This window comes from Pseudomonas sp. Y3 TE3536 (assembly GCF_053629175.1).
Genome location: NZ_JBRJHU010000001.1, coordinates 3,831,925 through 3,856,002 on the forward strand (window position 1 = coordinate 3,831,925; position 24,078 = coordinate 3,856,002).

21 protein-coding genes are annotated in these 24,078 nt (G+C 60.7%); 16 read left to right on the forward strand and 5 right to left on the reverse strand.

Going from position 1 to position 24,078, the window contains the following annotated elements; all coding sequences use genetic code 11:
- Positions 1-19: 19 nt before the first annotated feature.
- Positions 20-1,309: a citrate synthase gene (gene gltA / locus AB7M33_RS17310; protein WP_027592878.1), complete on the reverse strand. Its 1,290-nt coding sequence runs from the start codon at positions 1,307-1,309 to the stop codon at positions 20-22.
- Between the two features lie 351 nt (positions 1,310-1,660).
- Between gltA and sdhC the strand changes: the two genes are divergently transcribed.
- From sdhC to AB7M33_RS17365, 11 genes are all read left to right on the forward strand, one after another.
- Positions 1,661-2,047 carry a succinate dehydrogenase, cytochrome b556 subunit gene (sdhC, locus tag AB7M33_RS17315; RefSeq protein ID WP_077068487.1) on the forward strand — a complete coding sequence of 129 codons (387 nt, stop codon included), beginning with the start codon at positions 1,661-1,663 and terminating at the stop codon, positions 2,045-2,047.
- Positions 2,041-2,409 carry a succinate dehydrogenase, hydrophobic membrane anchor protein gene (gene sdhD, locus AB7M33_RS17320; RefSeq protein WP_027592876.1) on the forward strand — a complete coding sequence of 123 codons (369 nt, stop codon included), beginning with the start codon at positions 2,041-2,043 and terminating at the stop codon, positions 2,407-2,409. The genes sdhC and sdhD overlap by 7 nt, the downstream gene beginning before the upstream one ends.
- Before the next feature lie 3 nt (positions 2,410-2,412).
- On the forward strand, positions 2,413-4,185 hold the full coding sequence (gene sdhA / locus AB7M33_RS17325; RefSeq protein ID WP_027592875.1) for a succinate dehydrogenase flavoprotein subunit: 1,773 nt from the start codon (positions 2,413-2,415) through the stop codon (positions 4,183-4,185).
- An 11-nt stretch (positions 4,186-4,196) separates the two neighbouring features.
- The gene (locus AB7M33_RS17330; RefSeq protein WP_008091906.1) at positions 4,197-4,901 is read left to right on the forward strand and encodes a succinate dehydrogenase iron-sulfur subunit; all 705 of its coding nucleotides are present in this window, start codon (positions 4,197-4,199) and stop codon (positions 4,899-4,901) included.
- 245 nt (positions 4,902-5,146) lie between these two features.
- A complete protein-coding gene (locus AB7M33_RS17335; protein WP_027592874.1) occupies positions 5,147-7,978 on the forward strand; it encodes a 2-oxoglutarate dehydrogenase E1 component in 2,832 nt (943 codons plus the stop codon).
- Between the two features lie 42 nt (positions 7,979-8,020).
- Entirely contained in the window at positions 8,021-9,241 is a 1,221-nt protein-coding gene (odhB, locus tag AB7M33_RS17340) for a 2-oxoglutarate dehydrogenase complex dihydrolipoyllysine-residue succinyltransferase (RefSeq protein WP_027592873.1), read from the forward strand.
- A 93-nt stretch (positions 9,242-9,334) separates the two neighbouring features.
- Entirely contained in the window at positions 9,335-10,771 is a 1,437-nt protein-coding gene (lpdA, locus tag AB7M33_RS17345) for a dihydrolipoyl dehydrogenase (protein WP_027592872.1), read from the forward strand.
- A 172-nt stretch (positions 10,772-10,943) separates the two neighbouring features.
- Positions 10,944-12,110 carry an ADP-forming succinate--CoA ligase subunit beta gene (gene sucC, locus AB7M33_RS17350; RefSeq protein WP_008091914.1) on the forward strand — a complete coding sequence of 389 codons (1,167 nt, stop codon included), beginning with the start codon at positions 10,944-10,946 and terminating at the stop codon, positions 12,108-12,110.
- The gene (gene sucD / locus AB7M33_RS17355) at positions 12,110-12,994 is read left to right on the forward strand and encodes a succinate--CoA ligase subunit alpha (RefSeq protein WP_003254203.1); all 885 of its coding nucleotides are present in this window, start codon (positions 12,110-12,112) and stop codon (positions 12,992-12,994) included. Before sucC ends, sucD begins: the two co-directional genes overlap by 1 nt.
- A gap of 494 nt (positions 12,995-13,488) precedes the next feature.
- Complete coding sequence (gene brnQ, locus AB7M33_RS17360; protein ID WP_027592871.1) at positions 13,489-14,802, forward strand: branched-chain amino acid transport system II carrier protein; 1,314 nt, start codon at positions 13,489-13,491, stop codon at positions 14,800-14,802.
- A gap of 223 nt (positions 14,803-15,025) precedes the next feature.
- Entirely contained in the window at positions 15,026-15,775 is a 750-nt protein-coding gene (locus AB7M33_RS17365) for a DUF599 domain-containing protein (protein WP_454243178.1), read from the forward strand.
- 67 nt (positions 15,776-15,842) lie between these two features.
- On the opposite strand, the gene AB7M33_RS17370 is transcribed toward AB7M33_RS17365, so the two are convergent.
- The gene (locus AB7M33_RS17370; protein WP_027592869.1) at positions 15,843-16,118 is read right to left on the reverse strand and encodes a hypothetical protein; all 276 of its coding nucleotides are present in this window, start codon (positions 16,116-16,118) and stop codon (positions 15,843-15,845) included.
- Positions 16,119-16,271: 153 nt separating this feature from the next.
- Here AB7M33_RS17370 and AB7M33_RS17375 point away from each other — a divergent pair, with 153 nt between their 5' ends.
- The 4 genes from AB7M33_RS17375 to AB7M33_RS17390 all read left to right on the forward strand — a co-directional run bounded on the left by AB7M33_RS17375 (position 16,272) and on the right by AB7M33_RS17390 (position 19,992).
- Positions 16,272-16,748 carry a PaaI family thioesterase gene (locus AB7M33_RS17375; RefSeq protein ID WP_454243179.1) on the forward strand — a complete coding sequence of 159 codons (477 nt, stop codon included), beginning with the start codon at positions 16,272-16,274 and terminating at the stop codon, positions 16,746-16,748.
- Positions 16,745-17,227, forward strand: a complete 483-nt coding sequence (locus AB7M33_RS17380; RefSeq protein WP_027592867.1) for a PaaI family thioesterase — start codon at positions 16,745-16,747, stop codon at positions 17,225-17,227. Before AB7M33_RS17375 ends, AB7M33_RS17380 begins: the two co-directional genes overlap by 4 nt.
- Positions 17,228-17,297: 70 nt before the next feature.
- Positions 17,298-19,202, forward strand: a complete 1,905-nt coding sequence (gene htpG / locus AB7M33_RS17385; protein WP_027592866.1) for a molecular chaperone HtpG — start codon at positions 17,298-17,300, stop codon at positions 19,200-19,202.
- A gap of 64 nt (positions 19,203-19,266) precedes the next feature.
- Positions 19,267-19,992: a dienelactone hydrolase family protein gene (locus AB7M33_RS17390; RefSeq protein WP_454243180.1), complete on the forward strand. Its 726-nt coding sequence runs from the start codon at positions 19,267-19,269 to the stop codon at positions 19,990-19,992.
- 229 nt (positions 19,993-20,221) lie between these two features.
- Here AB7M33_RS17390 and AB7M33_RS17395 read toward each other — a convergent pair whose 3' ends face one another.
- Entirely contained in the window at positions 20,222-21,085 is an 864-nt protein-coding gene (locus tag AB7M33_RS17395) for a pirin family protein (RefSeq protein ID WP_454243181.1), read from the reverse strand.
- A gap of 115 nt (positions 21,086-21,200) precedes the next feature.
- Here AB7M33_RS17395 and AB7M33_RS17400 point away from each other — a divergent pair, with 115 nt between their 5' ends.
- Positions 21,201-22,205, forward strand: a complete 1,005-nt coding sequence (locus AB7M33_RS17400) for an amidohydrolase family protein (protein WP_454243182.1) — start codon at positions 21,201-21,203, stop codon at positions 22,203-22,205.
- Between the two features lie 55 nt (positions 22,206-22,260).
- Here the strand turns inward: AB7M33_RS17400 and fabB are convergent, their stop codons facing one another.
- Together fabB and fabA are read right to left on the reverse strand one after the other, a co-directional pair.
- Positions 22,261-23,481 carry a beta-ketoacyl-ACP synthase I gene (gene fabB, locus AB7M33_RS17405; protein ID WP_027592862.1) on the reverse strand — a complete coding sequence of 407 codons (1,221 nt, stop codon included), beginning with the start codon at positions 23,479-23,481 and terminating at the stop codon, positions 22,261-22,263.
- Positions 23,482-23,492: 11 nt separating this feature from the next.
- Positions 23,493-24,008 carry a 3-hydroxyacyl-[acyl-carrier-protein] dehydratase FabA gene (gene fabA / locus AB7M33_RS17410; RefSeq protein WP_027592861.1) on the reverse strand — a complete coding sequence of 172 codons (516 nt, stop codon included), beginning with the start codon at positions 24,006-24,008 and terminating at the stop codon, positions 23,493-23,495.
- Between the last annotated feature and the right edge of the window lie 70 nt (positions 24,009-24,078).

Sequence of the window (24,078 nt, forward strand, 5' to 3'; positions counted from 1 at the left end):
TGCGTTCGGCTCGAGGAGCTTACTTGCGGTCGGTCAGGGCGACGATGTCGCGCTTCTGCTCGCCGGTGTACAGCTGGCGCGGGCGGCCAATCTTGTACGGGCTGGAGAGCATTTCTTTCCAGTGCGAGATCCAGCCGACGGTACGCGCCAGGGCGAAGATCACGGTGAACATGCTGGTCGGAATGCCGATCGCCTTGAGGATGATCCCCGAGTAGAAGTCGACGTTCGGGTACAGCGAGCGCTCGATGAAGTAAGGATCGGTGAGGGCGATCTCTTCCAGGCGCATGGCCAGTTCCAGCTGCGGGTCGTTCTTGATGCCCAGCTCGCGCAGGACTTCGTCGCAGGTCTGCTTCATCACGGTGGCGCGTGGGTCGCGGTTTTTATAAACGCGGTGACCGAAGCCCATGAGCTTGAACGGATCGTTCTTGTCCTTGGCCTTGGCGATGAAGGTGTCGATGTTCGAGACATCGCCGATTTCATCGAGCATGGTCAGTACGGCTTCGTTCGCACCGCCGTGGGCAGGGCCCCACAGTGCGGCGATACCGGCGGCGATACAGGCGAACGGGTTGGCACCCGAGGAGCCTGCCAGGCGTACGGTGGAGGTGGAGGCGTTCTGCTCGTGGTCGGCGTGGAGGATGAAGATCCGGTCCATTGCCTTGGCCAGCACCGGGCTGATCGGTTTGATCTCGCACGGGGTGTTGAACATCATGTGCAGGAAGTTTTCCGCGTACGACAGGTCGTTGCGCGGGTACATCATCGGCTGACCCATGGAGTACTTGTAAACCATCGCGGCCAGGGTCGGCATCTTGGCGACCAGGCGCACCGCGGAAATTTCGCGGTGTTGCGGGTTATTGATGTCCAGGGAGTCGTGGTAGAACGCCGACAGGGCGCCGACCACACCGCACATCACCGCCATTGGGTGAGCGTCGCGGCGGAAACCGTTGAAGAAGGACTTCAGCTGCTCGTGAACCATGGTGTGGTTTTTCACGGTGCTGACGAACTGGGCCTTCTGCTCGGCATTCGGCAGTTCGCCGTTGAGCAGCAGGTAGCAGGTTTCGAGGTAGTCCGATTGTTCGGCGAGCTGTTCGATCGGGTAGCCGCGGTGCAGCAGAATACCCTTGTCGCCGTCGATGTAGGTGATCTTCGACTCGCACGAGGCAGTCGCCATGAAACCAGGGTCGAAGGTGAAGTGACCAGTGGCCCCCAACCCGCGGACGTCGATTACATCAGGACCAACGGTGCCGGTTAAAATGGGCAGCTCGACGGGGGCAGCGCCCTCGATGACCAACTGCGCTTTTTTGTCAGCCATGTGGCCTCCTATTAATGCTTGAAATCATCAGACAGACCCCCCACGCAGGGCCCGCACCACTATAGAGGGATAAATTCAGATGTCAATTTGCCTAAAGGCTGGTTGAAACGGGGCCTGAGGCCTGATTTTTCTCGAAATTGTCGCCCATTTACGCCTTTTGCTCGCTAAAGGCAATGCGCTATTTGGGCTACCCCATCACGTTGTCATAAGCAGCCTAACTGTCTATACTCGGCACCCGACCGCCAGGGGCTTGCAAGCCCGAACTGCTGGGGGTCGCCGTTCCCTGGGTGGTGGGTACCTGACCAGTACACTTACCAACAACTTTGCCCTGTTCGCTAGGGGCTCTTCAGTGTGAAAAAAGCCGTGAAAAGCCAACGACCTGTAAACCTAGACCTAAGGACCATCAAGCTCCCGATCACCGCGTACACGTCCATTCTGCACCGTATCTCCGGCGTCATCCTGTTCCTCGGCCTGGCCATCATGCTTTATGCATTGGGCAAGTCCCTGGGTTCCGAGGAAGGCTTCGGTGAGGTGAAGGCGTGTCTGACCAGTCCGCTGGCCAAACTGGTGACCTGGGCCCTGCTGTCCGCCCTGCTGTATCACCTGGTGGCAGGTGTTCGCCACCTGATCATGGACATGGGCATCGGTGAGACGCTGGAAGGCGGCAAACTGGGCTCGAAAATCGTGATTGTCATCTCCGTGGTGGTGATCGTTCTGGTGGGAGTTTGGGTATGGTAACCAATGTCACGAACCTGTCGCGTTCGGGCCTCTATGACTGGATGGCACAGCGCGTCTCTGCGGTCGTTCTCGCGGCTTACTTCCTCTTCCTGATCGGTTACGTCGTAGCCCACCCAGGTATCGACTATGCCCAGTGGCACGGTCTGTTCTCCAACAACGCGATGCGGATCTTCAGTCTGCTGGCCCTCGTTGCCCTGGGCGCTCACGCCTGGGTCGGCATGTGGACCATTGCCACCGACTACCTGACGCCAATGGCGTTCGGCAAGTCGGCAACTGCGATTCGTTTCCTGTTCCAGGCGGTATGCGGCGTTGCGATGTTCGCTTACTTCGTCTGGGGTGTGCAGATTCTCTGGGGTATCTGATCCATGGCTAGCATTCCAACTATTTCCTTCGACGCCATCATTATTGGTGGCGGCGGCGCCGGCATGCGCGCAGCGCTGCAGCTGGCTCAAGGTGGTCACAAGACTGCCGTAGTGACCAAGGTCTTCCCGACCCGTTCGCACACTGTATCCGCCCAGGGCGGCATCACCTGCGCCATCGCTTCGGCCGACCCGAACGATGACTGGCGCTGGCACATGTACGATACCGTCAAAGGTTCCGACTACATCGGTGACCAGGACGCTATCGAATACATGTGTCAGGAAGGCCCGGCTGCGGTCTTCGAGCTGGACCACATGGGCCTGCCGTTCTCGCGTACCGAAACCGGCCGTATCTACCAGCGTCCGTTCGGTGGCCAGTCCAAGGACTTCGGCAAGGGTGGCCAGGCTGCCCGTACCTGCGCCGCTTCCGACCGTACCGGTCACGCGCTGCTGCACACCCTGTACCAGGGCAACCTGAAAGCCGGCACCACCTTCCTCAACGAGTACTACGCCGTTGACCTGGTGAAGAACCAGGACGGTGCGTTCGTTGGTGTGATCGCCATCTGCATCGAAACCGGCGAAACCCTGTACATCAAGTCCAAGGCCACCGTTCTGGCTACTGGCGGTGCGGGCCGTATCTACGCCTCGACCACCAACGCCCTGATCAACACCGGTGACGGTGTCGGCATGGCCCTGCGTGCCGGTGTGCCGGTGCAGGACATCGAAATGTGGCAGTTCCACCCAACCGGCATCGCCGGCGCCGGTGTACTGGTCACCGAGGGTTGCCGCGGTGAGGGTGGCTACCTGATCAACGCCCACGGCGAGCGCTTCATGGAGCGTTACGCGCCGAACGCGAAAGACCTGGCCGGCCGCGACGTCGTTGCCCGTTCCATGGTCAAGGAAATCATCGCCGGCAACGGCGTGGGCCCGAACAAGGACCACGTACTGCTGAAGCTGGACCACCTGGGCGAGGAAGTGCTGCACAGCCGCCTGCCAGGTATCTGCGAACTGTCCAAGACCTTCGCCCACGTCGACCCAGTGGTCGCGCCGGTGCCGGTCGTGCCGACCTGCCACTACATGATGGGTGGTGTTGCCACCAACATTCATGGCCAGGCCATCACCATGGACGCCGAAGGCAAGGACCACATCATTCCGGGCCTGTTCGCCGTAGGTGAAGTGGCATGCGTATCGGTCCACGGCGCTAACCGCCTGGGCGGTAACTCGCTGCTCGACCTGGTCGTGTTCGGCCGTGCTGCCGGCCTGCACCTGGAGAAGGCGCTGACCGAAGGCGTCGAGTACCGCGATGCCAGCGACACCGACGTCGATGTTGCCCTGAACCGCCTGAACAAGCTCAACGAGCGCACCACTGGCGAAGACGTGGCAAGCCTGAAGCGCGAGCTGCAAAGCTGCATGCAGAACTACTTCGGTGTATTCCGTACTGGCGAATACATGCAGAAGGGTATCGAGCAGCTGGCTGGCCTGCGTGACCGCATCGCCAACGTGAAGATCAACGACAAGTCCCAGGCCTTCAACACCGCGCGTATCGAAGCGCTGGAGCTGCAGAACCTGCTGGAAGTTGCCGAAGCTACCGCCATTGCGGCCGAAGCCCGTAAAGAGTCGCGCGGTGCTCACGCCCGTGAAGACTTCGAAGACCGTGACGACGAAAACTGGCTGTGCCACACCCTGTACTACCCGGGTGAGAAGCGCGTTGCCAAGCGCGGCGTCAACTTTGCGCCGAAGACCGTGCCGGCCTTCGAGCCTAAAATCCGGACTTACTAAGGGTGGCTGCTATGTTGAAAGTCGAAGTTTATCGTTACAACCCCGACACCGACTCGGCGCCCAAGATGGAGTCGTTCGACGTCGATACCGGCGGCAAGGACCTGATGGTCCTGGACGTACTGGCACTGATCAAGGAAAAGGACGAGGGCTTCTCGTACCGTCGCTCCTGCCGTGAAGGCGTGTGCGGTTCCGATGGCATGAACATGAACGGCAAGAACGGCCTGGCCTGCATCACCCCGCTGTCGGGTGTGGTCAAGGGCAACAAGCTGGTGCTGCGCCCGCTGCCGGGCCTGCCAGTCATTCGTGACCTGGTCGTCGACATGAGCATCTTCTACAAGCAGTACGAGAAGGTGAAGCCGTTCCTGCAGAACGACACCCCGGCTCCGGCCATCGAGCGTCTGCAGTCGCCAGAAGAGCGTGACAAGCTGGACGGTCTGTACGAGTGCATCCTGTGCGCTTGCTGCTCGACTTCTTGCCCGTCGTTCTGGTGGAACCCAGACAAGTTCCTGGGCCCCGCTGCTTTGCTGCAGGCCTATCGCTTCCTGGCCGACAGCCGTGACACCAAGACCCAGGAGCGCCTGGCGTCCCTGGATGACCCGTTCAGCGTCTTCCGCTGCCGCGGGATCATGAACTGCGTAAACGTTTGCCCTAAGGGTCTGAACCCAACCAAGGCAATCGGTCACGTACGTAACATGCTGCTGCAAAGCGGTACCTGATTCAAAGCGTTGTACCTGCAGTAAGCCGAGGTGCGGGTGGTGAGCCCGCACTGAGGTAAAACTCGAGCAAGGGCCCACAAAGCCCGCGCTCATTACCTATGAAGATATGAGACCAGCAGGGGCTTTCCGGGCTGGTACCCGGAAAATCAGCAAGATCCAAGTGGCGTGGTTCAGTCGCTGTGTTCGGACTTTTCCAGGTTTGCTGTGGCTCTCGCCGATCGTCCCCTAACCGAGGGTGACCAAGCATGCAAGAAAGCGTGATGCAGCGCATGTGGGAAAGCGCCCACCTTTCAGGTGGTAACGCTGCATATGTGGAAGAGCTCTACGAGCTTTACCTGCACGACCCTAACGCTGTGCCAGAAGAGTGGCGCACTTACTTCCAGAAGTTGCCAGCCGACGGCAGCACCGCTACCGATGTATCGCACTCGACAATCCGCGACCATTTCGTACTGCTGGCAAAGAACCAGCGCCGCGCCCAACCGGTATCCGCCGGGAGCGTGAGCAGTGAACACGAGAAGAAGCAGGTTGAAGTTCTGCGACTGATCCAGGCCTATCGTATGCGCGGCCATCAGGCTGCCAAGCTCGACCCGTTGGGGTTGTGGCAGCGCCCTGCGCCCGTAGACCTGTCGATCAATCACTACGGCTTGACCAATGCCGATCTTGATACGACCTTCCGTGCCGGCGACCTGTTCATCGGCAAAGAGGAAGCGAGCCTACGCGAGATCTCCGAGGCGCTCCAGAAGACATATTGTCGCACCATTGGCGCCGAGTTCACCCACATCGTCGATTCCGAGCAGCGCAGCTGGTTCCAGCAGCGCCTTGAAAGCGTGCGCGGCCGTCCGGAATTTTCCGCTGACGTGCAGGCTCACCTGCTCGAGCGCGTCACGGCCGGTGAGGGCCTTGAGAAGTACCTGGGCACCAAATACCCAGGCACCAAGCGTTTCGGCCTGGAAGGCGGCGAAAGCCTGATTCCGATGCTGGACGAGATGATCCAGCGCTCCGGCTCCTACGGTACCAAGGAAGTCGTGATCGGCATGGCCCACCGTGGCCGTCTGAACGTGCTGGTCAACACCTTCGGCAAGAACCCGCGCGAGCTGTTCGACGAGTTCGAAGGCAAGAAGATGAACGAGTTGGGCTCCGGTGACGTGAAATATCACCAGGGCTTCTCCTCCAACGTGATGACCACCGGTGGCGAAGTTCACCTGGCCATGGCGTTCAACCCGTCCCACCTGGAGATCGTTTCGCCAGTGGTCGAGGGTTCGGTGCGCGCCCGTCAGGACCGCCGCAACGATACCGTTGGCGACAAAGTGCTGCCGATCTCGATCCACGGCGATGCTGCGTTCGCAGGCCAGGGCGTGGTGATGGAAACCTTCCAGATGTCGCAGACCCGCGGTTTCAAGACCGGCGGTACCGTGCACATCGTGATCAACAACCAGGTTGGTTTCACCATCAGCAACCCGCTGGACTCGCGTTCCACCGAGTACGCCACCGACGTTGCCAAGATGATTCAGGCGCCGATCCTGCACGTCAACGGTGATGACCCGGAAGCCGTGCTGTTCGTGACCCAGCTGGCCATCGATTACCGCATGCAGTTCAAGCGTGACGTGGTCATCGACCTGGTTTGCTACCGCCGTCGCGGCCACAACGAGGCCGACGAGCCGAACGGTACCCAGCCGCTGATGTATCAGCAGATCAGCAAGCAGCGCACCACCCGTGAGCTGTATGCCGAAGCGCTGATCCAGGCCGGTCGCATCGATGCCGAGCGTGCTCAGGCCAAGATCGACGAGTACCGCAACGCCCTGGACAACGGCCTGCACGTGGTCAAGAGCCTGGTCAAGGAGCCGAACCGCGAGCTGTTCGTCGACTGGCGTCCGTACCTGGGCCATGCCTGGACTGCGCGTCACGACACCCGCTTCGACCTCAAGACCCTGCAAGATCTGTCGGCCAAGCTGCTCGAGCTGCCAGAAGGTTTCGTGGTTCAGCGTCAGGTCTCGAAGATCTACGAAGATCGCCAGAAGATGCAGGCCGGTGGCTTGCCGATCAACTGGGGTTATGCAGAGACCATGGCGTACGCCACCCTGCAGTTCGAAGGTCACCCGATCCGCATGACCGGCCAGGACATCGGCCGTGGCACCTTCTCGCACCGCCACGCGGTGTTGCACAACCAGAAGGACGCCAGCACCTACGTGCCGCTGCAGAACCTGTTCCCAGGCCAGCCGCGCTTCGACCTGTACGACTCCTTCCTGTCGGAAGAAGCGGTACTGGCGTTCGAATACGGCTACTCGACCACCACGCCGAACGCGCTGGTGATCTGGGAAGCCCAGTTCGGCGACTTCGCCAACGGCGCGCAAGTGGTGATCGACCAGTTCATCACCAGCGGCGAGCACAAGTGGGGCCGTCTGTGCGGTCTGACCATGCTGCTGCCGCACGGCTATGAAGGGCAGGGCCCGGAGCACTCCTCCGCGCGTCTGGAGCGTTACCTGCAGCTGTGCGCCGAGCACAACATTCAGGTCTGCGTACCGACCACCCCAGCTCAGATCTACCACCTGCTGCGTCGCCAGGTCATCCGTCCGCTGCGCAAGCCGCTGATCGTCCTGACGCCGAAGTCGCTGCTGCGCCACAAGTTGGCCGTCTCGACCTTGGAAGACCTGGCAGAAGGCTCGTTCCAGACCGTGATCCCGGAAATCGACACCCAGGATCCAGCCAAGGTCGAGCGCCTGGTGCTGTGTGGCGGCAAGGTCTACTACGACCTGCTGGAAAAACGCCGTGCCGAAGGCCGCGAAGACATCGCCATCGTGCGTATCGAGCAGCTGTACCCGTTCCCGGAAGACGACCTGGTCGAAATCCTGGCGCCGTACACCAACCTCAAGCATGCAGTCTGGTGTCAGGAAGAGCCGATGAACCAGGGCGCCTGGTACAGCAGCCAGCACCACATGCGCCGTATCCTGGGCCGCCACAACAAGGCACTGGTCCTGGAATACGCCGGCCGCGACGCATCTGCCGCGCCAGCCTGTGGTTACGCTTCGAAGCACGCCGAACAGCAGGAAAAACTGCTGCAAGACGCCTTCACTGTTTAACGCCTTCGCGCACCTGAAACCGAATTTAAGGAAACACTGATAATGGCTATCGAGATCAAAGCCCCAACCTTCCCGGAATCGGTCGCCGACGGCACCGTTGCCACCTGGCACAAGAAGCCGGGCGACGCCGTCAAGCGTGACGAGCTGATCGTCGACATCGAGACTGACAAAGTCGTCCTGGAAGTCCTGGCCACCGCCGATGGCGTGCTGGGTGACATCGTCAAGGGCGAGGGCGATACCGTCCTGTCCGACGAGCTGCTGGGTTCGATCGTTGAAGGTGGCGCTGCCGCTGCGCCTGCTGCTGCTCCGGCCGCTGCTGCCCCGGCTGCCGCTGCCGCCGATGCTGGCGAAGACGACCCGGTTGCCGCGCCTGCCGCACGCAAGCTGGCTGAAGAGAACGGCATCGACCTGGCTACCGTTGCCGGCACCGGCAAAGGCGGTCGCGTCACCAAGGAAGACGTTGTCGCTGCAGTCGCCAACAAGAAGTCTGCACCTGCTGCTGCCCCGGCTGCCAAGCCTGCCGCTGCCGCTGCTGCCCCGGTTGTGACCGCCGCTGGCGATCGCACCGAGAAGCGCGTGCCGATGACCCGTCTGCGTGCCAAGATCGCTGAGCGTCTGGTTGAAGCCCAGTCCAACATGGCGATGCTGACCACCTTCAACGAAGTCGACATGACCGAAGTCATGGCCCTGCGTTCGAAGTACAAGGACCTGTTCGAGAAGACCCACAACGGCGTACGCCTGGGCTTCATGTCGTTCTTCGTCAAGGCTGCCACCGAAGCCCTGAAGCGCTTCCCGGCTGTGAACGCCTCGATCGACGGCAACGACATCGTCTACCACGGTTTCGCCGACGTCGGCGTTGCCGTCTCCAGCGACCGTGGCCTGGTAGTACCGGTGCTGCGTAACGCCGAGTCGATGAGCCTGGCAGAAATCGAGAACGGCATCGCCACCTTCGGCAAGAAGGCCCGTGATGGCAAACTGTCGATCGAAGAAATGACCGGCGGCACCTTCACCATCACCAACGGTGGTACCTTCGGTTCGATGATGTCGACCCCGATCGTCAACCCGCCGCAGGCTGCCATTCTCGGCATGCACAACATCATCCAGCGCCCGATGGCCATCAATGGTCAAGTGGTCATCCGCCCGATGATGTACCTGGCGCTGTCGTACGATCACCGCCTGATCGACGGCAAGGAAGCGGTAACCTTCCTGGTCACCATCAAGAACCTGCTGGAAGATCCGTCTCGCCTGCTGCTGGACATCTAACCCTCTGGCTGCGTACCGTTCGGCCCCTGGCTTCGAAAGAGGCGGGGCCGCGCGGTTCGCGGCTTGTAGCTTGTAGCTGATAAGGAATCTTTTATGACCCAGAAATTCGACGTAGTGGTGATTGGTGCAGGTCCTGGCGGCTATGTGGCTGCCATCAAGGCTGCCCAACTTGGTCTGAAGACTGCCTGTATCGAGAAATACACCGACGCCGAGGGCAAACTGGCCCTGGGCGGCACCTGCCTGAACGTAGGTTGCATTCCGTCCAAGGCGCTGCTGGACAGCTCCTGGAAGTACAAGGAAGCCAAAGAGAGCTTCAACGTCCACGGTATCTCCACTGGCGAAGTGAAGATGGACGTCGCCGCGATGGTTGGCCGCAAGGCTGGCATCGTCAAGAACCTGACCGGTGGCGTTGCTACCCTGTTCAAGGCTAACGGCGTTACTTCGATCCAGGGCCACGGCAAACTGCTGGCCGGCAAGAAAGTCGAAGTCACCAAAGCTGACGGCACCACCGAAATCATCGAAGCCGACAACGTGATCCTGGCCTCCGGCTCGCGTCCGATCGACATTCCGCCGGCTCCGGTCGACCAGAACGTCATCGTCGACTCCACCGGCGCCCTGGAATTCCAATCGGTTCCCAAGCGTCTGGGTGTGATCGGTGCTGGCGTGATCGGCCTGGAGCTGGGCTCTGTATGGGCTCGCCTGGGCGCTGAAGTCACCGTCCTGGAAGCCCTGGACACCTTCCTGATGGCTGCCGACACCGCCGTGTCGAAAGAAGCCCAGAAGACCCTGACCAAGCAAGGCCTGGACATCAAGCTGGGCGCTCGCGTCACCGGCTCGAAAGTCAACGGCAACGAAGTCGAAGTGACTTACACCAATGCCGAAGGCGAACAGAAGATCACCTTCGACAAGCTGATCGTTGCGGTCGGCCGTCGTCCAGTGACCACTGATCTGCTGGCTTCCGACAGCGGCGTCACCATCGACGAACGTGGCTACATCTTCGTCGACGATCACTGCGCTACCAGCGTGCCGGGCGTGTTCGCCATCGGTGACGTGGTACGTGGCATGATGCTGGCGCACAAGGCCTCGGAAGAGGGCATCATGGTTGTCGAGCGCATCAAAGGTCACAAGGCCCAGATGAACTACGACCTGATCCCATCGGTTATCTACACCCACCCGGAAATCGCGTGGGTCGGCAAGACCGAACAATCCTTGAAGGCCGAGGGTGTTGAGGTTAACGTAGGCACCTTCCCGTTCGCGGCCAGCGGCCGTGCGATGGCAGCCAACGACACCGGTGGTTTCGTCAAGGTTATCGCTGACGCCAAGACCGACCGCGTACTGGGTGTGCACGTGATTGGCCCATCGGCTGCCGAACTGGTACAGCAGGGCGCAATCGCAATGGAATTCGGCACCAGTGCCGAGGATCTGGGCATGATGGTCTTCAGCCATCCAACCCTGTCCGAAGCGTTGCATGAAGCAGCGCTGGCAGTGAATGGCGGCGCCATTCACGTGGCCAACCGTAAGAAGCGTTAATTATAAGAAACCACGGCGGGCTGCCCGTCGTGAGTCTTGCGTGCATGACTCACCGCGGAAAGTCCGCCGGATCGGACTACACGGGATAACCCGGGGTTAACGGTCACAGGTGGTGCGGCGCCAGCAATGGCGCAGCGCCGAAGCGCAGTACCTAACGAAGACGGTAAAAAGCATGAATCTTCACGAGTATCAGGGTAAGCAGCTGTTCGCTGAATACGGCCTGCCAGTTTCCAAGGGTTTCGCTGTCGATACCCCTGAAGCTGCAGCAGAAGCTTGCGACAAGATCGGCGGTTCCGAGTGGGTTGTTAAAGCCCAGGTTCACGCAGGTGGTCGCGGTAAAGCGGGCGGCGTCAAGCTGGTTCGCAGCAAGGAAGACGCCAAGGCGTTCGCTGCGCAATGGTTGGGCAAGCGCCTGGTAACCTACCAGACCGACGCCAACGGTCAGCCAGTGACCAAGATCCTGGTCGAATCCTGCACTGACATCGCCAAAGAGCTGTACCTGGGCGCTGTAGTCGATCGCTCGAGCCGCCGCATCGTGTTCATGGCCTCCACCGAAGGTGGCGTGGACATCGAGAAAGTCGCTCACGAAACTCCTGAGAAGATCATCAAGGCTACTATCGATCCGCTGGTCGGCGCTCAGCCGTTCCAGGGTCGTGAACTGGCATTCCAGCTGGGTCTGGAAGGCAAGCAAGTTGCACAGTTCGCCAAGATTTTCGTAGGCCTGGCCAAGCTGTTCAAAGAACACGACCTGGCCCTGCTGGAAGTCAACCCGCTGGTCATCAAGGCCGACGGCGACCTGCACTGCCTGGATGCGAAGATCAACATCGACGCAAACGCCATGTACCGTCAGCCTAAGCTGAAAACCTTCCACGACCCGTCGCAGGACGATCCTCGTGAAGCCCACGCTGCCAGCTTCGAGCTGAACTACGTGGCCCTGGAAGGCAACATCGGCTGCATGGTCAACGGTGCCGGCCTGGCCATGGGTACCATGGACATCGTCAACCTGCACGGCGGCAAGCCAGCCAACTTCCTCGACGTAGGTGGTGGTGCTACCAAAGAGCGCGTTACCGAAGCCTTCAAGATCATTCTGTCCGACAGCAATGTCGCGGCCGTTCTGGTCAACATCTTCGGCGGCATCGTTCGCTGCGACATGATTGCCGAAGGCATCATCGGTGCAGTGAAAGAAGTCGGCGTTAAAGTTCCGGTCGTCGTTCGCCTCGAAGGCAACAACGCCGAACTGGGCGCTAAAGTACTGGCAGAAAGCGGTTTGAACATCATTGCGGCAACCAGCCTGACCGACGCTGCTCAACAAGTTGTCAAAGCTGCGGAGGGCAAGTAATGAGCGTCCTGATCAATAAAGACACCAAAGTCATCTGCCAGGGCTTCACCGGCTCGCAGGGTACTTTCCACTCCGAACAAGCCATCGCCTACGGCACCAAGATGGTCGGCGGCGTTACCCCAGGCAAGGGTGGCACCACCCACCTGGGCCTGCCGGTGTTCAACACCGTCAAGGAAGCTGTGGAAGCGACTGGCGCTGATGCTTCGGTCATCTACGTTCCGGCTCCGTTCTGCAAAGACTCGATCCTGGAAGCGGCCTTCGGCGGCATCAAGCTGATCGTCTGCATCACCGAAGGCATTCCTACCCTGGACATGCTGGATGCCAAGGTCAAGTGCGACGAGCTGGGCGTTACCCTGATCGGCCCTAACTGCCCAGGCGTCATCACCCCAGGCGAGTGCAAGATCGGCATCATGCCAGGTCACATTCACTTGCCAGGCAAGGTCGGTATCGTTTCGCGTTCCGGCACCCTGACCTATGAAGCCGTTAAGCAGACCACCGACGCCGGCTTCGGCCAGTCGACCTGCGTCGGCATCGGCGGTGACCCGATCCCAGGCTCCAACTTCATCGACATCCTGAAGCTGTTCCAGGAAGACCCGAAGACCGAAGCGATCGTCATGATCGGTGAGATCGGCGGTTCGGCTGAAGAAGAAGCCGCGGCCTACATCAAGGCCCACGTCACCAAGCCTGTCGTTTCCTACATCGCTGGTGTTACCGCACCTGCGGGCAAGCGCATGGGCCACGCTGGCGCCATCATCTCTGGCGGCAAAGGCACTGCGGACGAGAAGTTCGCTGCGCTGCAGGACGCAGGTGTTAAAACCGTGCGTTCGCTGGCCGACATCGGCAAGGCCCTGGCCGAGCTGACTGGCTGGGAAGCCAAGAAGTAATACGCTTCACCCCCCACGCGCACAGAGGCCACCTTCGGGTGGCCTTTGTCGTTTACGGGTTGCGGCAATCCACAGCTAGCCGATTCTGTAGGAGCAGCCTTGTGCTGCGAAGAGGCCGGTGTGGGCAATAAAGATTAGTGATAGCTGCACTGGCCTCTTCGCAGCACAAGGCTGCTCCTACAAGGGGAGAGGCATGAAGTGGGTTTTTCGATGGGTTTGATAGGGATTTTCACACAGACACTTTCCGCCGCGCTGCGATAATTACCCCGTCCCCGGTCGCACAGACGACAAACACATACGCACATCGGACAAGCAGCACTGTGCCAGTGCGTTTAACTGCTAAAACAGTTAATCTACGCGTTCACTCTGTGCCCGTCCCCCAAAAGGGAACGACACGCTAAACGGGTCTGGCTCACCAAGCCGGGCAGCATTTCCCTCATCCATAGGGAAATCCCCTCTCGAATCCCGATTTCAGCAGTGTGGTACTACCTTAAATGAAAGTTCTAAAAGGCCAGGATATCCTGGCGCTTGGCTTTATGACGTTTGCGCTTTTCGTGGGCGCCGGCAATATCATCTTCCCGCCTATCGTCGGTCTGCAGTCTGGCCCGCACGTGTGGATGGCGGCCCTTGGCTTCCTGGTGACCGCCGTGGGCCTACCCGTCATCACCGTGGTCGCGCTGGCCAAGGTCGGTGGCGGCATGGATGCCCTGAGCAGCCCGATCGGCAAGTTCTTCGGTGGCCTGCTGGCCGCCGTGTGCTACCTGTCGGTTGGCCCGCTGTTCGCGACGCCGCGTACCGCGACCGTGTCGTTCGAGGTCGGTGTGGCGCCTTTGACCGGTGAAAGCCCGTTGGCATTGTTCATCTACAGCCTGGTGTATTTCATCGTGGTGCTCGCGGTGTCCATGTATCCGGGCAAACTGCTCGATACCGTGGGGCGTTTCCTTGCACCGCTGAAGATCATCGCCTTGGCCGTGCTGGGCATCGCCGCGTTCGCGCTGCCTGCCGGCACCATTGGTGAAGCGCAACCGGCCTATGCCGCCGCGGCGTTTTCCAAGGGCTTCTCCGATGGTTACCTGACCATGGACACCCTGGGCGCGCTGGTCTTCGGTATCGTCATCGTCAATGCCATCCGCTCGCGCGGTGTCGAATCGCCGAAGCTGATCACCCGCTATGCCATCATCGCCGGCCTGATTGCGGGTGTGGGCCTGGCACTGGTGTACATCAGCCTGTTCCGCCTGGGTGCTGGCAGCCACGAAATCGCGGCTGACGCTACTAACGGCGCAGCCGTACTGCATGCCTACGTGCAGCACACCTTCGGTTCGCTGGGCAGCGGCTTCCTGGCCGTGCTGATCGCCCTGGCGTGCCTGGTGACCGCGGTTGGCCTGACCTGCGCGTGCGCCGAGTACTTCAGCCAGATTCTGCCGCTGTCGTACCGCGCACTGGTGGTGATCCTGGCGGGCTTCTCGCTGCTGATTTCCAACCTGGGCCTGACCAAGCTGATCATGTTCTCGATCCCGGTGCTTACGGCAATCTACCCGCCGTGCATCGTGGTGGTGGGCCTGAGCTTCGTGAAGGACCTGTGGAACTCGCCAACGCGCATTCTTGCACCGGTCATGCTGGTGTCGCTGGTGTTCGGTATTGTCGACGCGATCAAAGGCAGCAGCCTGGCGCATGTCCTGCCGGACGCCGCTGCACACCTGCCGCTGAGCGATCAAGGCCTGGCCTGGCTGGTGCCGTCGGTGGTCACCCTGGCCGCTGCCGTGGTCTGCGACCGCATGCTGGGCAAGCCGCGCGAAGCGCTGGCTTGATAGGTTGAAGCCTGAGGGCGGCACCGGCCACAAGCCGTAGGGTGCCTGCCAGCGGTTCTCACCTGAAAACCCCGCGTCCGAAAGGGCGCGGGGTTTTTGTTTGTGTGCACCGGCGATGGGCTGGGCAGGCAAAAACAATTTGTGACAGCGGTGTGTCTTTCCGGGCTTGCGGGCGTCGAAATGCGGTCTCTACTCTTGTGCACCTGGCTTTCGGGAAACCTGCATGAACTTCATTCAAAGCAATCTCAGCAACCTGCTGGCAATCGCCTGGTTTGTCGCCTGCTGGGGCGGCTATACCCGCTATGCCATCTGGAAAGGCCGCGACACCGCCTGCCTGGCCAGCGTGCTGCACTTGTACCGTGAAGACTGGATGCGCCGCATGCTGCTGCGCGACAACCGCATTGCTGACGCCAGCGTGATCGGCAACCTGGAGCGCAATGCCTCGTTTTTTGCCTCCAGCACGCTGATTATCCTTGCTGGCATTCTGACTGTGCTCGGCGCTTCGGACCGGGCGTTGTCGCTGCTGGCTGACCTGCCCTTGGTGCAGCAGGCGTCCCAGGGCATGTCGGAAATCAAGCTGCTGTGCCTGGCGACCGTGTTCGTCTATGCCTTTTTCACCTTCAGTTGGTGCATGCGCCAGTACAACTTTGCAGCCGTGCTGGTCGGCTCTGCGCCAATGATTGGTGAGCGCCTGGTCAATGAACTGGAGCGCAAGGCATTTGCCTCACGGGCGGCGAGGGTGCTGTCGCTGGCGGCCAACCAGTTCAACTTCGGGTTGCGCGCTTATTACTTTGGCATGGCCATGTTGAGCTGGTTTATCAGCCCGTGGTTATTTATGGGCATGAGTGTCGGCGTAGTGCTGATTCTGTACCGCCGCGAGTTCCATTCCGATGTGCTGGATGTGATGGTGTACACGCCCACGGAAAGTGCGCCGATTGATACCGCTAAAGAAAGTTCCGTTTCCGGTGCCTGAAACGTTTAATCTTTAAACTGCAGGTACAAAAAAACCCGACATTGTCGGGTTTTTTTGTACGCGCCGATTACTGCTTGGCAGGTTCGGCCGGAGTAGCAGGTGCTGCTTCCGTCGACGGAGCGGCTTCTTCAGCTGCCTTCTGCTGCGCTTCGGCCTGATCTTTGGCGGCTTCAGCGTTTTCCTTGGCGGCTTCGTTCATCTTATCCTGAGCTTCGCCCATCTTTTCCTGGGCTTGCTCAGCGTGTTGCTGCGCGTCCTGGGCTTTATCTTCGCTCGCTTTATCGCAAGCGGCCAGGCCCATGGTAGCAGCCAGCATGAGAGCAAAAGCAAAAGGTTTACGCATGGGGGTGTATCTCCTTGGTGGAATAAGTGACTTGTTCCTTCGAGTGCAACTACGCGGAAGAAGTTCCGCGAAGGTTACAGATATATAACCCCCCGTTCTATATAGACTTTTTAACGTTTTTATGCCGTTGCATCAACGGCCCGGGAACTTGCGATGAGCGATTCAAGCTTGATGGCCATGGCCGAACGTTTTCTGTCGGTCTTGAAGCATTGTCAGTTGTTGCACATGCGCGTGGCACATGCCGACGCCGACGGCATGACGTTGATCCTGCCGTGGTCGCCTGCGATCGTCGGCAACCCGCAAACCGGGGCGGTCCACGGCGGGGCGCTGACCACGTTGCTGGACACCACCTGCGGCATGGCCACCCTGTGTGCACTGCCGCGATTCGAGGTGTGCCCGACCTTGGACCTGCGCATCGACTACATGCACGCGGCCGAAGCCGGCAAGGACATCTTTGGCCACGCTCAGTGTTATCGGGTTACCCGGGATGTGATCTTCACCCGTGGCAGCGCCTACCAGGACGACCCCGACCGGCCGATCTGCCAGGTGGTAGGCACGTTCATGCGCCTGGGGCCGCAAGTCAAGGGCGGCCTCGGCTTTGGCAACCGGCTCAAGGAAGGTGATGCATGATCCCGCTCGAAATCCGTCAACAGCTCAATGCGGCCCATGCGGTCGGTGACTACCGGCCCCTGCTGGCGTTGATTCCCTATGCTGGCTTGATCGGCATCGAATGCGAGCGCGAGGGCGAGGACCTGTTGTTTCGCCTGCCCGCCAGTGCAGACAACATTGGTAACCCTTTACTGCCCGCGATCCACGGCGGGGTGATCGCAGGCTTCATGGAGCTTTCCGCAGCGCTGTATCTGCTGATCTTCAGCGAGAGTGCGAGCATTCCCAAGGTCATCGACTTCTCCATCGACTACCTGCGCGCCGGGCATTTTCGCGACACGTATGCCCAGTGCCAGCTGTGGCGCCAGGGGCGGCGGGTGACCAATGTCGCCATCACCGCCTGGCAGGGTGATCGGCAGTCGCCAATTGCCACTGCGCGGGCGCATTTCAAGATCGAACCGGAAAAGCCCTTGAAATCGTCTGGGCAGCCCCCATCTGCATGACATCCGCCATTAACGCAGGCCGAACCGGCTGCCAGGCGCCCACTGTCATCTGATCGGAGTTTTGAAGACCATGAGTGTGGAAACACAAAAGGAAACCCTGGGCTTCCAGACCGAGGTAAAGCAGCTGCTGCACCTCATGATTCACTCGCTGTATTCCAACAAGGAAATCTTCCTGCGTGAGCTGGTTTCCAACGCCTCCGACGCCGCTGACAAGCTGCGCTTCGAGGCCTTGGCCAAGCCGGAACTGCTCGAAGGCGGCGCGGATCTGCGCATTCGGCTGAGCTTCGACAAGGACGCCGGTACGATCACGCTCGACGACAACGGCATCGGCATGAGCCGCGAAGACGTCATCACCCACTTGGGTACCATCGCCAAGTCCGGCACCGCCGACTTCATGAAGAACCTCACCGGTGACCAGAAGAAGGACTCGCACCTGATCGGTCAGTTCGGTGTGGGCTTCTATTCGGCCTTCATCGTGGCTGACAAGGTCGACGTCTACAGCCGTCGTGCTGGCCAGCCAGCCTCCGAGGGTGTGCACTGGTCGTCGAAAGGCGAGGGCGAGTTCGAAGTCGCAACCGTCGACAAGCCAGAGCGCGGTACCCGCATCGTCCTGCACCTGAAGAAGGACGAGCAGGAGTTTGCTGATGGCTGGCGCCTGCGCAACCTGGTCAAGAAGTACTCCGACCACATTGCCCTGCCGATCCAGTTGCCAAAGGAGCAAGCCGCTGCCGAAGGCGAAGAACAGCCCGCCGAGGAATGGGAAACCGTCAACCGCGCCAGCGCCCTGTGGACCCGTCCGCGTACCGAGATCAAGGACGAGGAGTACCAGGAGTTCTACAAGCATATCGGCCATGACTTCGAAAACCCGCTGGCCTGGAGCCACAACAAGGTTGAGGGCAAGCTCGAATACAACTCGCTGCTGTACGTGCCGGCCCGCGCGCCGTTCGACCTGTACCAGCGTGAAGCACCGCGTGGCCTGAAGCTGTATGTGCAGCGCGTGTTCATCATGGACCAGGCTGAGTCGTTCCTGCCGCTGTACCTGCGCTTCATCAAGGGCGTGGTCGACTCCAACGACCTGTCGCTGAACGTGTCGCGCGAGATCCTGCAGAAAGACCCGATCATCGATTCGATGAAGACTGCGCTGACCAAACGCGTGCTGGACATGCTGGAGAAGCTGGCGAAGAACGAGCCTGAGCAGTACAAGGGCTTCTGGAAAAACTTCGGCCAGGTGCTGAAGGAAGGCCCGGCCGAGGACTTCGCCAACAAAGAGAAGATCGCAGGCCTGCTGCGCTTCGCCTCCACCCATGACGACAGCGGTGAGCAGAGCGTCGCCCTGGCCGACTACCTGGCCCGTGCCAAGGAAGGCCAGGACAAGATCTACTTCCTCACCGGCGAGACCTACGCGCAGGTCAAGAACAGCCCGCACCTGGAAGTCTTCCGCAAGAAAGGCATCGAGGTCCTGCTGCTGACCGACCGTATCGATGAGTGGCTGATGAGCTACCTCAACGAGTTCGACGGCAAGAGCTTCGTCGACGTTGCCCGCGGCGACCTGGACCTGGGCAAGCTGGACTCCGAGGAAGACAAGAAGGCTCAGGAAGAAGTTGCTAAAGACAAGGAAGGCCTGGTCGAGCGCCTGAAAGGCGCGCTGGGTGAAAGCGTTGCCGAGGTGCGTGTTTCCCACCGCCTGACCGACTCGCCGGCTATCCTCGCCATCGGCGAACAGGACCTGGGCCTGCAGATGCGTCAGATCCTCGAAGCCAGCGGGCAGAAGGTGCCGGATTCCAAGCCGATCTTCGAGTTCAACCCGACCCACCCGCTGATCGAGAAGCTGGATAACGAGCAGAGCGAAGACCGCTTCGCCGAGCTGTCGCACATCCTGTTCGATCAGGCTGCCCTGGCGGCCGGTGACAGCTTGAAAGACCCGGCGGCCTACGTTCGTCGCCTGAACAAGCTGCTGGTCGAGCTATCTGCTTGAGTTGATGCAAAGGAAAGCCCGCTTCGGCGGGCTTTTTTCATGGTGAAGCCTTAAGGAGTGCTTGATGAGCAAGGTAATCGTCGAATCGCTGGTTTATCACCTGTCCGGCAAAACGTATGAAAGCCGTCTGGTCCATGAGCCCGGTGCGCTACCTAAGCCTGGCCTGGTGATGGCACCGAACTGGATGGGGATTGGCGAAGGTGCCGAGCGCATTGCCAAGGAAGTGGCCGAGAAGGGCTATGTGGTGCTGATTGCCGATCTCTATGGGCAGTCGGTGCGGCCGACCAATGCCGATGAGGCAGGTGTGGCGATGATGCCACTGAAGAACGACCGCACCGAGCTGCGCAAGCGCATGAATGAAGCGCTGTCGCAGTTGCTGGCGCAGTCGAAGGCACTGCTGGACCCTGGCAAGGTGGCCACCTTCGGCTTCTGCTTCGGCGGTTGCTGTGCGTTGGAGCTGGCGCGTGCGGGCGCCGACCTGAAGGCGGCGGTGTCGTTCCATGGCACGCTCGACACCCCGAACCCCGAAGATGCCAAGCGTATCAAGGGCTCGGTGCTGGTGTTGCACGGCGCAGCGGACCCGCTGGTGCCGAAGGCGCAACTGCCGGCGTTCGAGGAGGAGATGAACGCGGCCAAGGTCGATTGGCAGCTGCTTAGCTATGGTGGTGCGGTGCACTCGTTCACTGACCCGAATGCCAATGTACCGGGCAAGATGCAGTACGACCGCAAGACATCGGAGCGGGCGTTCCGCTCGATGCACAATCTGCTGACTGAAGTGTTCCAGCGCTGACAGTGCATGGGGGCCGCTGCGCGGCCCTTTCGCCGGCAAGCCGGCTCCCACCCGAACTGTGTAGCCTCCAAGTCTAGCGCCGCACCTGTGGGAGCAAGTGTCTTGTGGTGCTTGTCCCGGCCTCTTCGCGGGCAAGCCCGCTCCCACAGGTATCTGCGCAGGCTCAGACCCTGTGAGGACCCTGTGGGAGCTGGCTTGCCAGCGATTGGGCCGCAAAGCGGCCCCCCATTTATCTGGGTAACGCGATACGCGAGGTCTCCCCCGGTACCGTAGGCCAATCCCCCGCAGCCCACCTCACCCTGGCCTGCTCGATCAAGTCCGGATCGCTCGCCACGAAATTCCAGTTCATCCGCCGCGGCCCATCCAGTGGCTCGCCGCCGATCAACACCAGCTGGCATTCACCCTCTGCATACAACGTCATCTGCTCACCCTCGGGCAGCACCACCAGGCTGCATGGTTCAACCTCCTCATCATTGAGCATCAACTCGCCATCCAGTAAGTAGAGCGCCCGTTGCACTGGCTCATCAGGTACCCGCAGTGCAGTGGCGGGCTGCATCTGCACATGCGCGTAAAGGGTGGGGGAGAGCACGGGCACCGGCGATTCCAGGCAGAAGCCACTGCCCGCAATCATGCAGATGCGCACACCAAGGCTATCGCTCACCGGCAGGCTAGCCGCCGGGTGGTGGCTGTAATGGGGCGTGCCTTGTTCGAGCGCGCGGGGTGATGCCAACCACACCTGCAGGCCATGCAGGCGCGAGCCGCGGGCAAGCGCACTGGCAGGGGTGCGCTCGACATGCGCCACGCCACTGCCTGCCGTCATCCAGCTGACATCGCCCGGCTTCACGTGCTGTTCGGAGCCAAGGCTGTCCTTGTGCAGGATCTCGCCTTCGAACAGGTACGTCAGCGTCGACAGGCCGATATGCGGGTGCTGGCGTATGTCCATGCCATGGCCTGGGGCGTAGTCCGTTTCGAGCATATGGTCGAAGAACACGAACGGGCCGACGCTGCGGCATTGGGCCGAGGGCAGCGGGCGCAAAATCGGCTGCCCCTCGACCGACTCGGCACGTGGGCGGATGACCAGGGGGCTGCTCATGAGGGGCTCCAGGCAGGTTGCAAGTGCTCCAAGCATAGCGGTTTGCCGGGCATGGCTGAACTGCTGCGCTTGGCGGTCGGTCTACCCTGTTCGAACCAGGAGAAGGAAGCTGCCCATGATCGCCAGAATGTTGGCTGGCGCGTTGTTGTGCGCAGGGGTGTGCCTGACGGCGCAGGCGCGTGATTACCGCTACAGTGACGCCCACCTGCACTACGTCGACTTTTTCCAGGAGACGGAGGGCATGCCGGCCTTGATCAAGGCCATGGATGAAGCCGGCATCGAGCAGTCGATGATTTCTGGTATTCCGGTGGCCAAGAAATGGCATGAGGACGAACCCAAGCGCCCGCGCTACTACGCCGGGGACGACGCCGATGCCTATTGGTACAGCGCGACCGATACCTACGTGGCGGCAGCGGTGCAAGAACTGTCCGCAGCGCAGCGCAAGCGCTTTCATCCGTTTCTGACCGGCTTCAACCCGGTGGACAAGAACGCGGTCAGCCATATCGAGCGCATGCTCGATCTCTACCCTGGGCTCTGGCAGGGCATTGGCGAGGTGTTCACCCGCCACGACGACCTGACGGCGTTGACCAGCGGTGACACCCCGCGCGCCAACAACGAGGCCATGACCCGCATCTATCACCTGGCGGCCGAGCGGGACTTGCCAGTGCTGCTGCACTCCAACATCACCTCCAAGCGTGAGCGCAACCCACTGTACCTGGCCGAAATCGAAGAGCCGCTGCGCAATCACCCGCACACGCGTTTCATTTGGGCGCATGCTGGCAGCAGCATGGAAATTCATCGGCATCAGACGCAGATGGACTTTCTGCTGCCGGTGCTGACGCGCTTGCTGGAGGATTACCCGAACCTGTATGTCGACCTGTCGTGGAGCGTGCTCGAGCCTTATCTGCTGGATGACAAGGGTGTGCCGCGCAAGGCTTGGGTGGCGTTGGTAGAACGTTACCCGGAGCGGTTCATGCTCGGGTCGGATGTGGTGGGCAAGTTTGGGAGCCTTGGCGAGCAGATGTACGGGTTCAAGCCGTTTCTGGATGCGTTGCCGGAGGCGGTGGCGCACAAGGTGGCCAAGGATAATTTTCTGGCTGTGTTGCCCAAGGCTAGGTAACACAAAAGAAAACGCCCCGAACCAGTCGGGGCGTTTTCATTACTGCTTCAAGGCCTTACTTGCCTTCCCAGCGCTTGAGCACCAGGGTAGCGTTGGTGCCGCCGAAGCCGAAGCTGTTGCTCATGACCGTATCGATCTTGGCGTTTTCTTCGGTTTGACGCAGGATCGGCAGGTCGGCGACCTCCGGGTCCAGCTCGTCAATGTTGGCGGAGCCGGCGATGAAGTTGTTTTCCATCATCAGCAGGCAGTAGATCGCCTCGTGCACGCCAGCGGCGCCCAGCGAGTGGCCCGACAGGCTCTTGGTCGAGCTGATCTTCGGTGCCTTGTCGCCGAACACGGCGCGAACACCTTTGATCTCGGCAACGTCACCGACCGGGGTCGAGGTGCCGTGGGTGTTCAGGTAGTCGATCGGGGTGTCGACGGTGGACAGCGCCTGCTGCATGCAGCGGATGGCGCCTTCGCCGCTTGGGGCAACCATGTCGTAGCCGTCGGAGGTCGCGCCGTAGCCGACGATTTCGGCGTAGATCTTGGCGCCACGGGCCAGAGCGTGCTCCAGCTCCTCGACCACCACCATGCCGCCACCGCCCGCGATGACGAAGCCATCACGGTCGTTGTCGTAGGCGCGCGAGGCCAGTTCCGGGGTTTCGTTGCGCTTGGTCGACAGGGCGCCCATGGCATCGAACAGGAACGACTGGCTCCAATGCTCTTCTTCACCACCACCGGCGAAGACGATGTCTTGCTTGCCCCACTGGATTTGCTCCAGCGCGGTGCCGATGCAGTGTGCACTGGTGGCGCAGGCGGAGGAGATCGAGTAGTTCAGGCCCTTGATCTTGAACGGCGTGGCCAGGCAAGCCGAAACGGTGCTGCCCATGGTGCGGGTAACACGGTATGGGCCGACGCGCTTGACGCCTTTCTCGCGCAGGGTGTCCAGCGCTTCCATCTGGTTCAGGGTCGAGGCGCCGCCGGAGCCGGCAACCAGGCCGGTACGCGGGTTGGAAACCTGCTCTTCAGTCAGGCCGGCGTCCTTGATCGCGTCCTGCATCGCCAGGTAGGCGTAGGCCGCGGCGTGGCCGACGAAGCGGTAGACCTTGCGGTCGATCAGTTCTTCGAGGTTGAGGTCGATCGACCCGGAAACCTGGCTGCGCAGCCCCATTTCCTTGTATTCCGGGTTGAAACGGATACCCGGACGGCTGTTACGCAGGTTTTCGGTGACGGTCTCTTTGTCATTGCCCAGGCACGATACGATGCCCAGACCAGTGATAACGACGCGGCGCATGCGAATAACCCTTAGAAATTGTCAGTGGAGGTGAACACGCCGACCCGCAGGGCTTCGGCGGTGTAGATCTCGCGGCCGTCGACGCTGACCGAGCCATCGGCGATGGCCATGTTCAGCTTGCCCTTCAGGACGCGCTTGATATGAATGTTGTAAGTGACTTTCTTGGCGGTAGGCAATACCTGGCCGAAGAACTTCACTTCACCCGAACCCAGCGCACGGCCGCGGCCCGGCAGGCCTTGCCAGCCGAGGAAGAAACCGACCAGCTGCCACATGGCGTCAAGGCCCAGGCAGCCCGGCATCACCGGGTCGCCTTCGAAGTGGCAGGCGAAGAACCACAGGTCCGGATTGATATCCAGCTCGGCGACCAATTCACCTTTGCCGTACTTGCCGCCTTCTTCGCTGATATGGGTGATGCGATCGACCATCAGCATGTTCGGCGCGGGCAGTTGCGCATTACCTGGGCCGAACAGCTCACCGCGACTGCAGCGCAGCAGGTCTTCCCGAGTAAAGGCGTGTTGTTTGGTCATGCGAGCTCCTCAATAACCCCCTGCGGCAGGGGATGAATCTTCCCGGCCGGCCCGAAAAGCGATGACTCCG

Bases quoted from the DNA above. Each gene is read 5' to 3' on its own strand.
- sdhD (WP_027592876.1), top strand. From the start codon at position 2,041: ATGGTAACCAATGTCACGAACCTGTCGCGTTCGGGCCTCTATGACTGG.
- AB7M33_RS17375 (WP_454243179.1), top strand. From the start codon at position 16,272: ATGAGCGATTCAAGCTTGATGGCCATGGCCGAACGTTTTCTGTCGGTC.
- AB7M33_RS17395 (WP_454243181.1), bottom strand. From the start codon at position 21,085: ATGAGCAGCCCCCTGGTCATCCGCCCACGTGCCGAGTCGGTCGAGGGG.
- AB7M33_RS17330 (WP_008091906.1), top strand. From the start codon at position 4,197: ATGTTGAAAGTCGAAGTTTATCGTTACAACCCCGACACCGACTCGGCG.
- brnQ (WP_027592871.1), top strand. From the start codon at position 13,489: ATGAAAGTTCTAAAAGGCCAGGATATCCTGGCGCTTGGCTTTATGACG.
- odhB (WP_027592873.1), top strand. From the start codon at position 8,021: ATGGCTATCGAGATCAAAGCCCCAACCTTCCCGGAATCGGTCGCCGAC.
- fabB (WP_027592862.1), bottom strand. From the start codon at position 23,481: ATGCGCCGCGTCGTTATCACTGGTCTGGGCATCGTATCGTGCCTGGGC.
- sucC (WP_008091914.1), top strand. From the start codon at position 10,944: ATGAATCTTCACGAGTATCAGGGTAAGCAGCTGTTCGCTGAATACGGC.
- AB7M33_RS17400 (WP_454243182.1), top strand. From the start codon at position 21,201: ATGATCGCCAGAATGTTGGCTGGCGCGTTGTTGTGCGCAGGGGTGTGC.
- AB7M33_RS17390 (WP_454243180.1), top strand. From the start codon at position 19,267: ATGAGCAAGGTAATCGTCGAATCGCTGGTTTATCACCTGTCCGGCAAA.
- lpdA (WP_027592872.1), top strand. From the start codon at position 9,335: ATGACCCAGAAATTCGACGTAGTGGTGATTGGTGCAGGTCCTGGCGGC.
- AB7M33_RS17335 (WP_027592874.1), top strand. From the start codon at position 5,147: ATGCAAGAAAGCGTGATGCAGCGCATGTGGGAAAGCGCCCACCTTTCA.
- sdhA (WP_027592875.1), top strand. From the start codon at position 2,413: ATGGCTAGCATTCCAACTATTTCCTTCGACGCCATCATTATTGGTGGC.
- AB7M33_RS17380 (WP_027592867.1), top strand. From the start codon at position 16,745: ATGATCCCGCTCGAAATCCGTCAACAGCTCAATGCGGCCCATGCGGTC.
- fabA (WP_027592861.1), bottom strand. From the start codon at position 24,008: ATGACCAAACAACACGCCTTTACTCGGGAAGACCTGCTGCGCTGCAGT.
- AB7M33_RS17370 (WP_027592869.1), bottom strand. From the start codon at position 16,118: ATGCGTAAACCTTTTGCTTTTGCTCTCATGCTGGCTGCTACCATGGGC.
- AB7M33_RS17365 (WP_454243178.1), top strand. From the start codon at position 15,026: ATGAACTTCATTCAAAGCAATCTCAGCAACCTGCTGGCAATCGCCTGG.
- gltA (WP_027592878.1), bottom strand. From the start codon at position 1,309: ATGGCTGACAAAAAAGCGCAGTTGGTCATCGAGGGCGCTGCCCCCGTC.
- htpG (WP_027592866.1), top strand. From the start codon at position 17,298: ATGAGTGTGGAAACACAAAAGGAAACCCTGGGCTTCCAGACCGAGGTA.
- sucD (WP_003254203.1), top strand. From the start codon at position 12,110: ATGAGCGTCCTGATCAATAAAGACACCAAAGTCATCTGCCAGGGCTTC.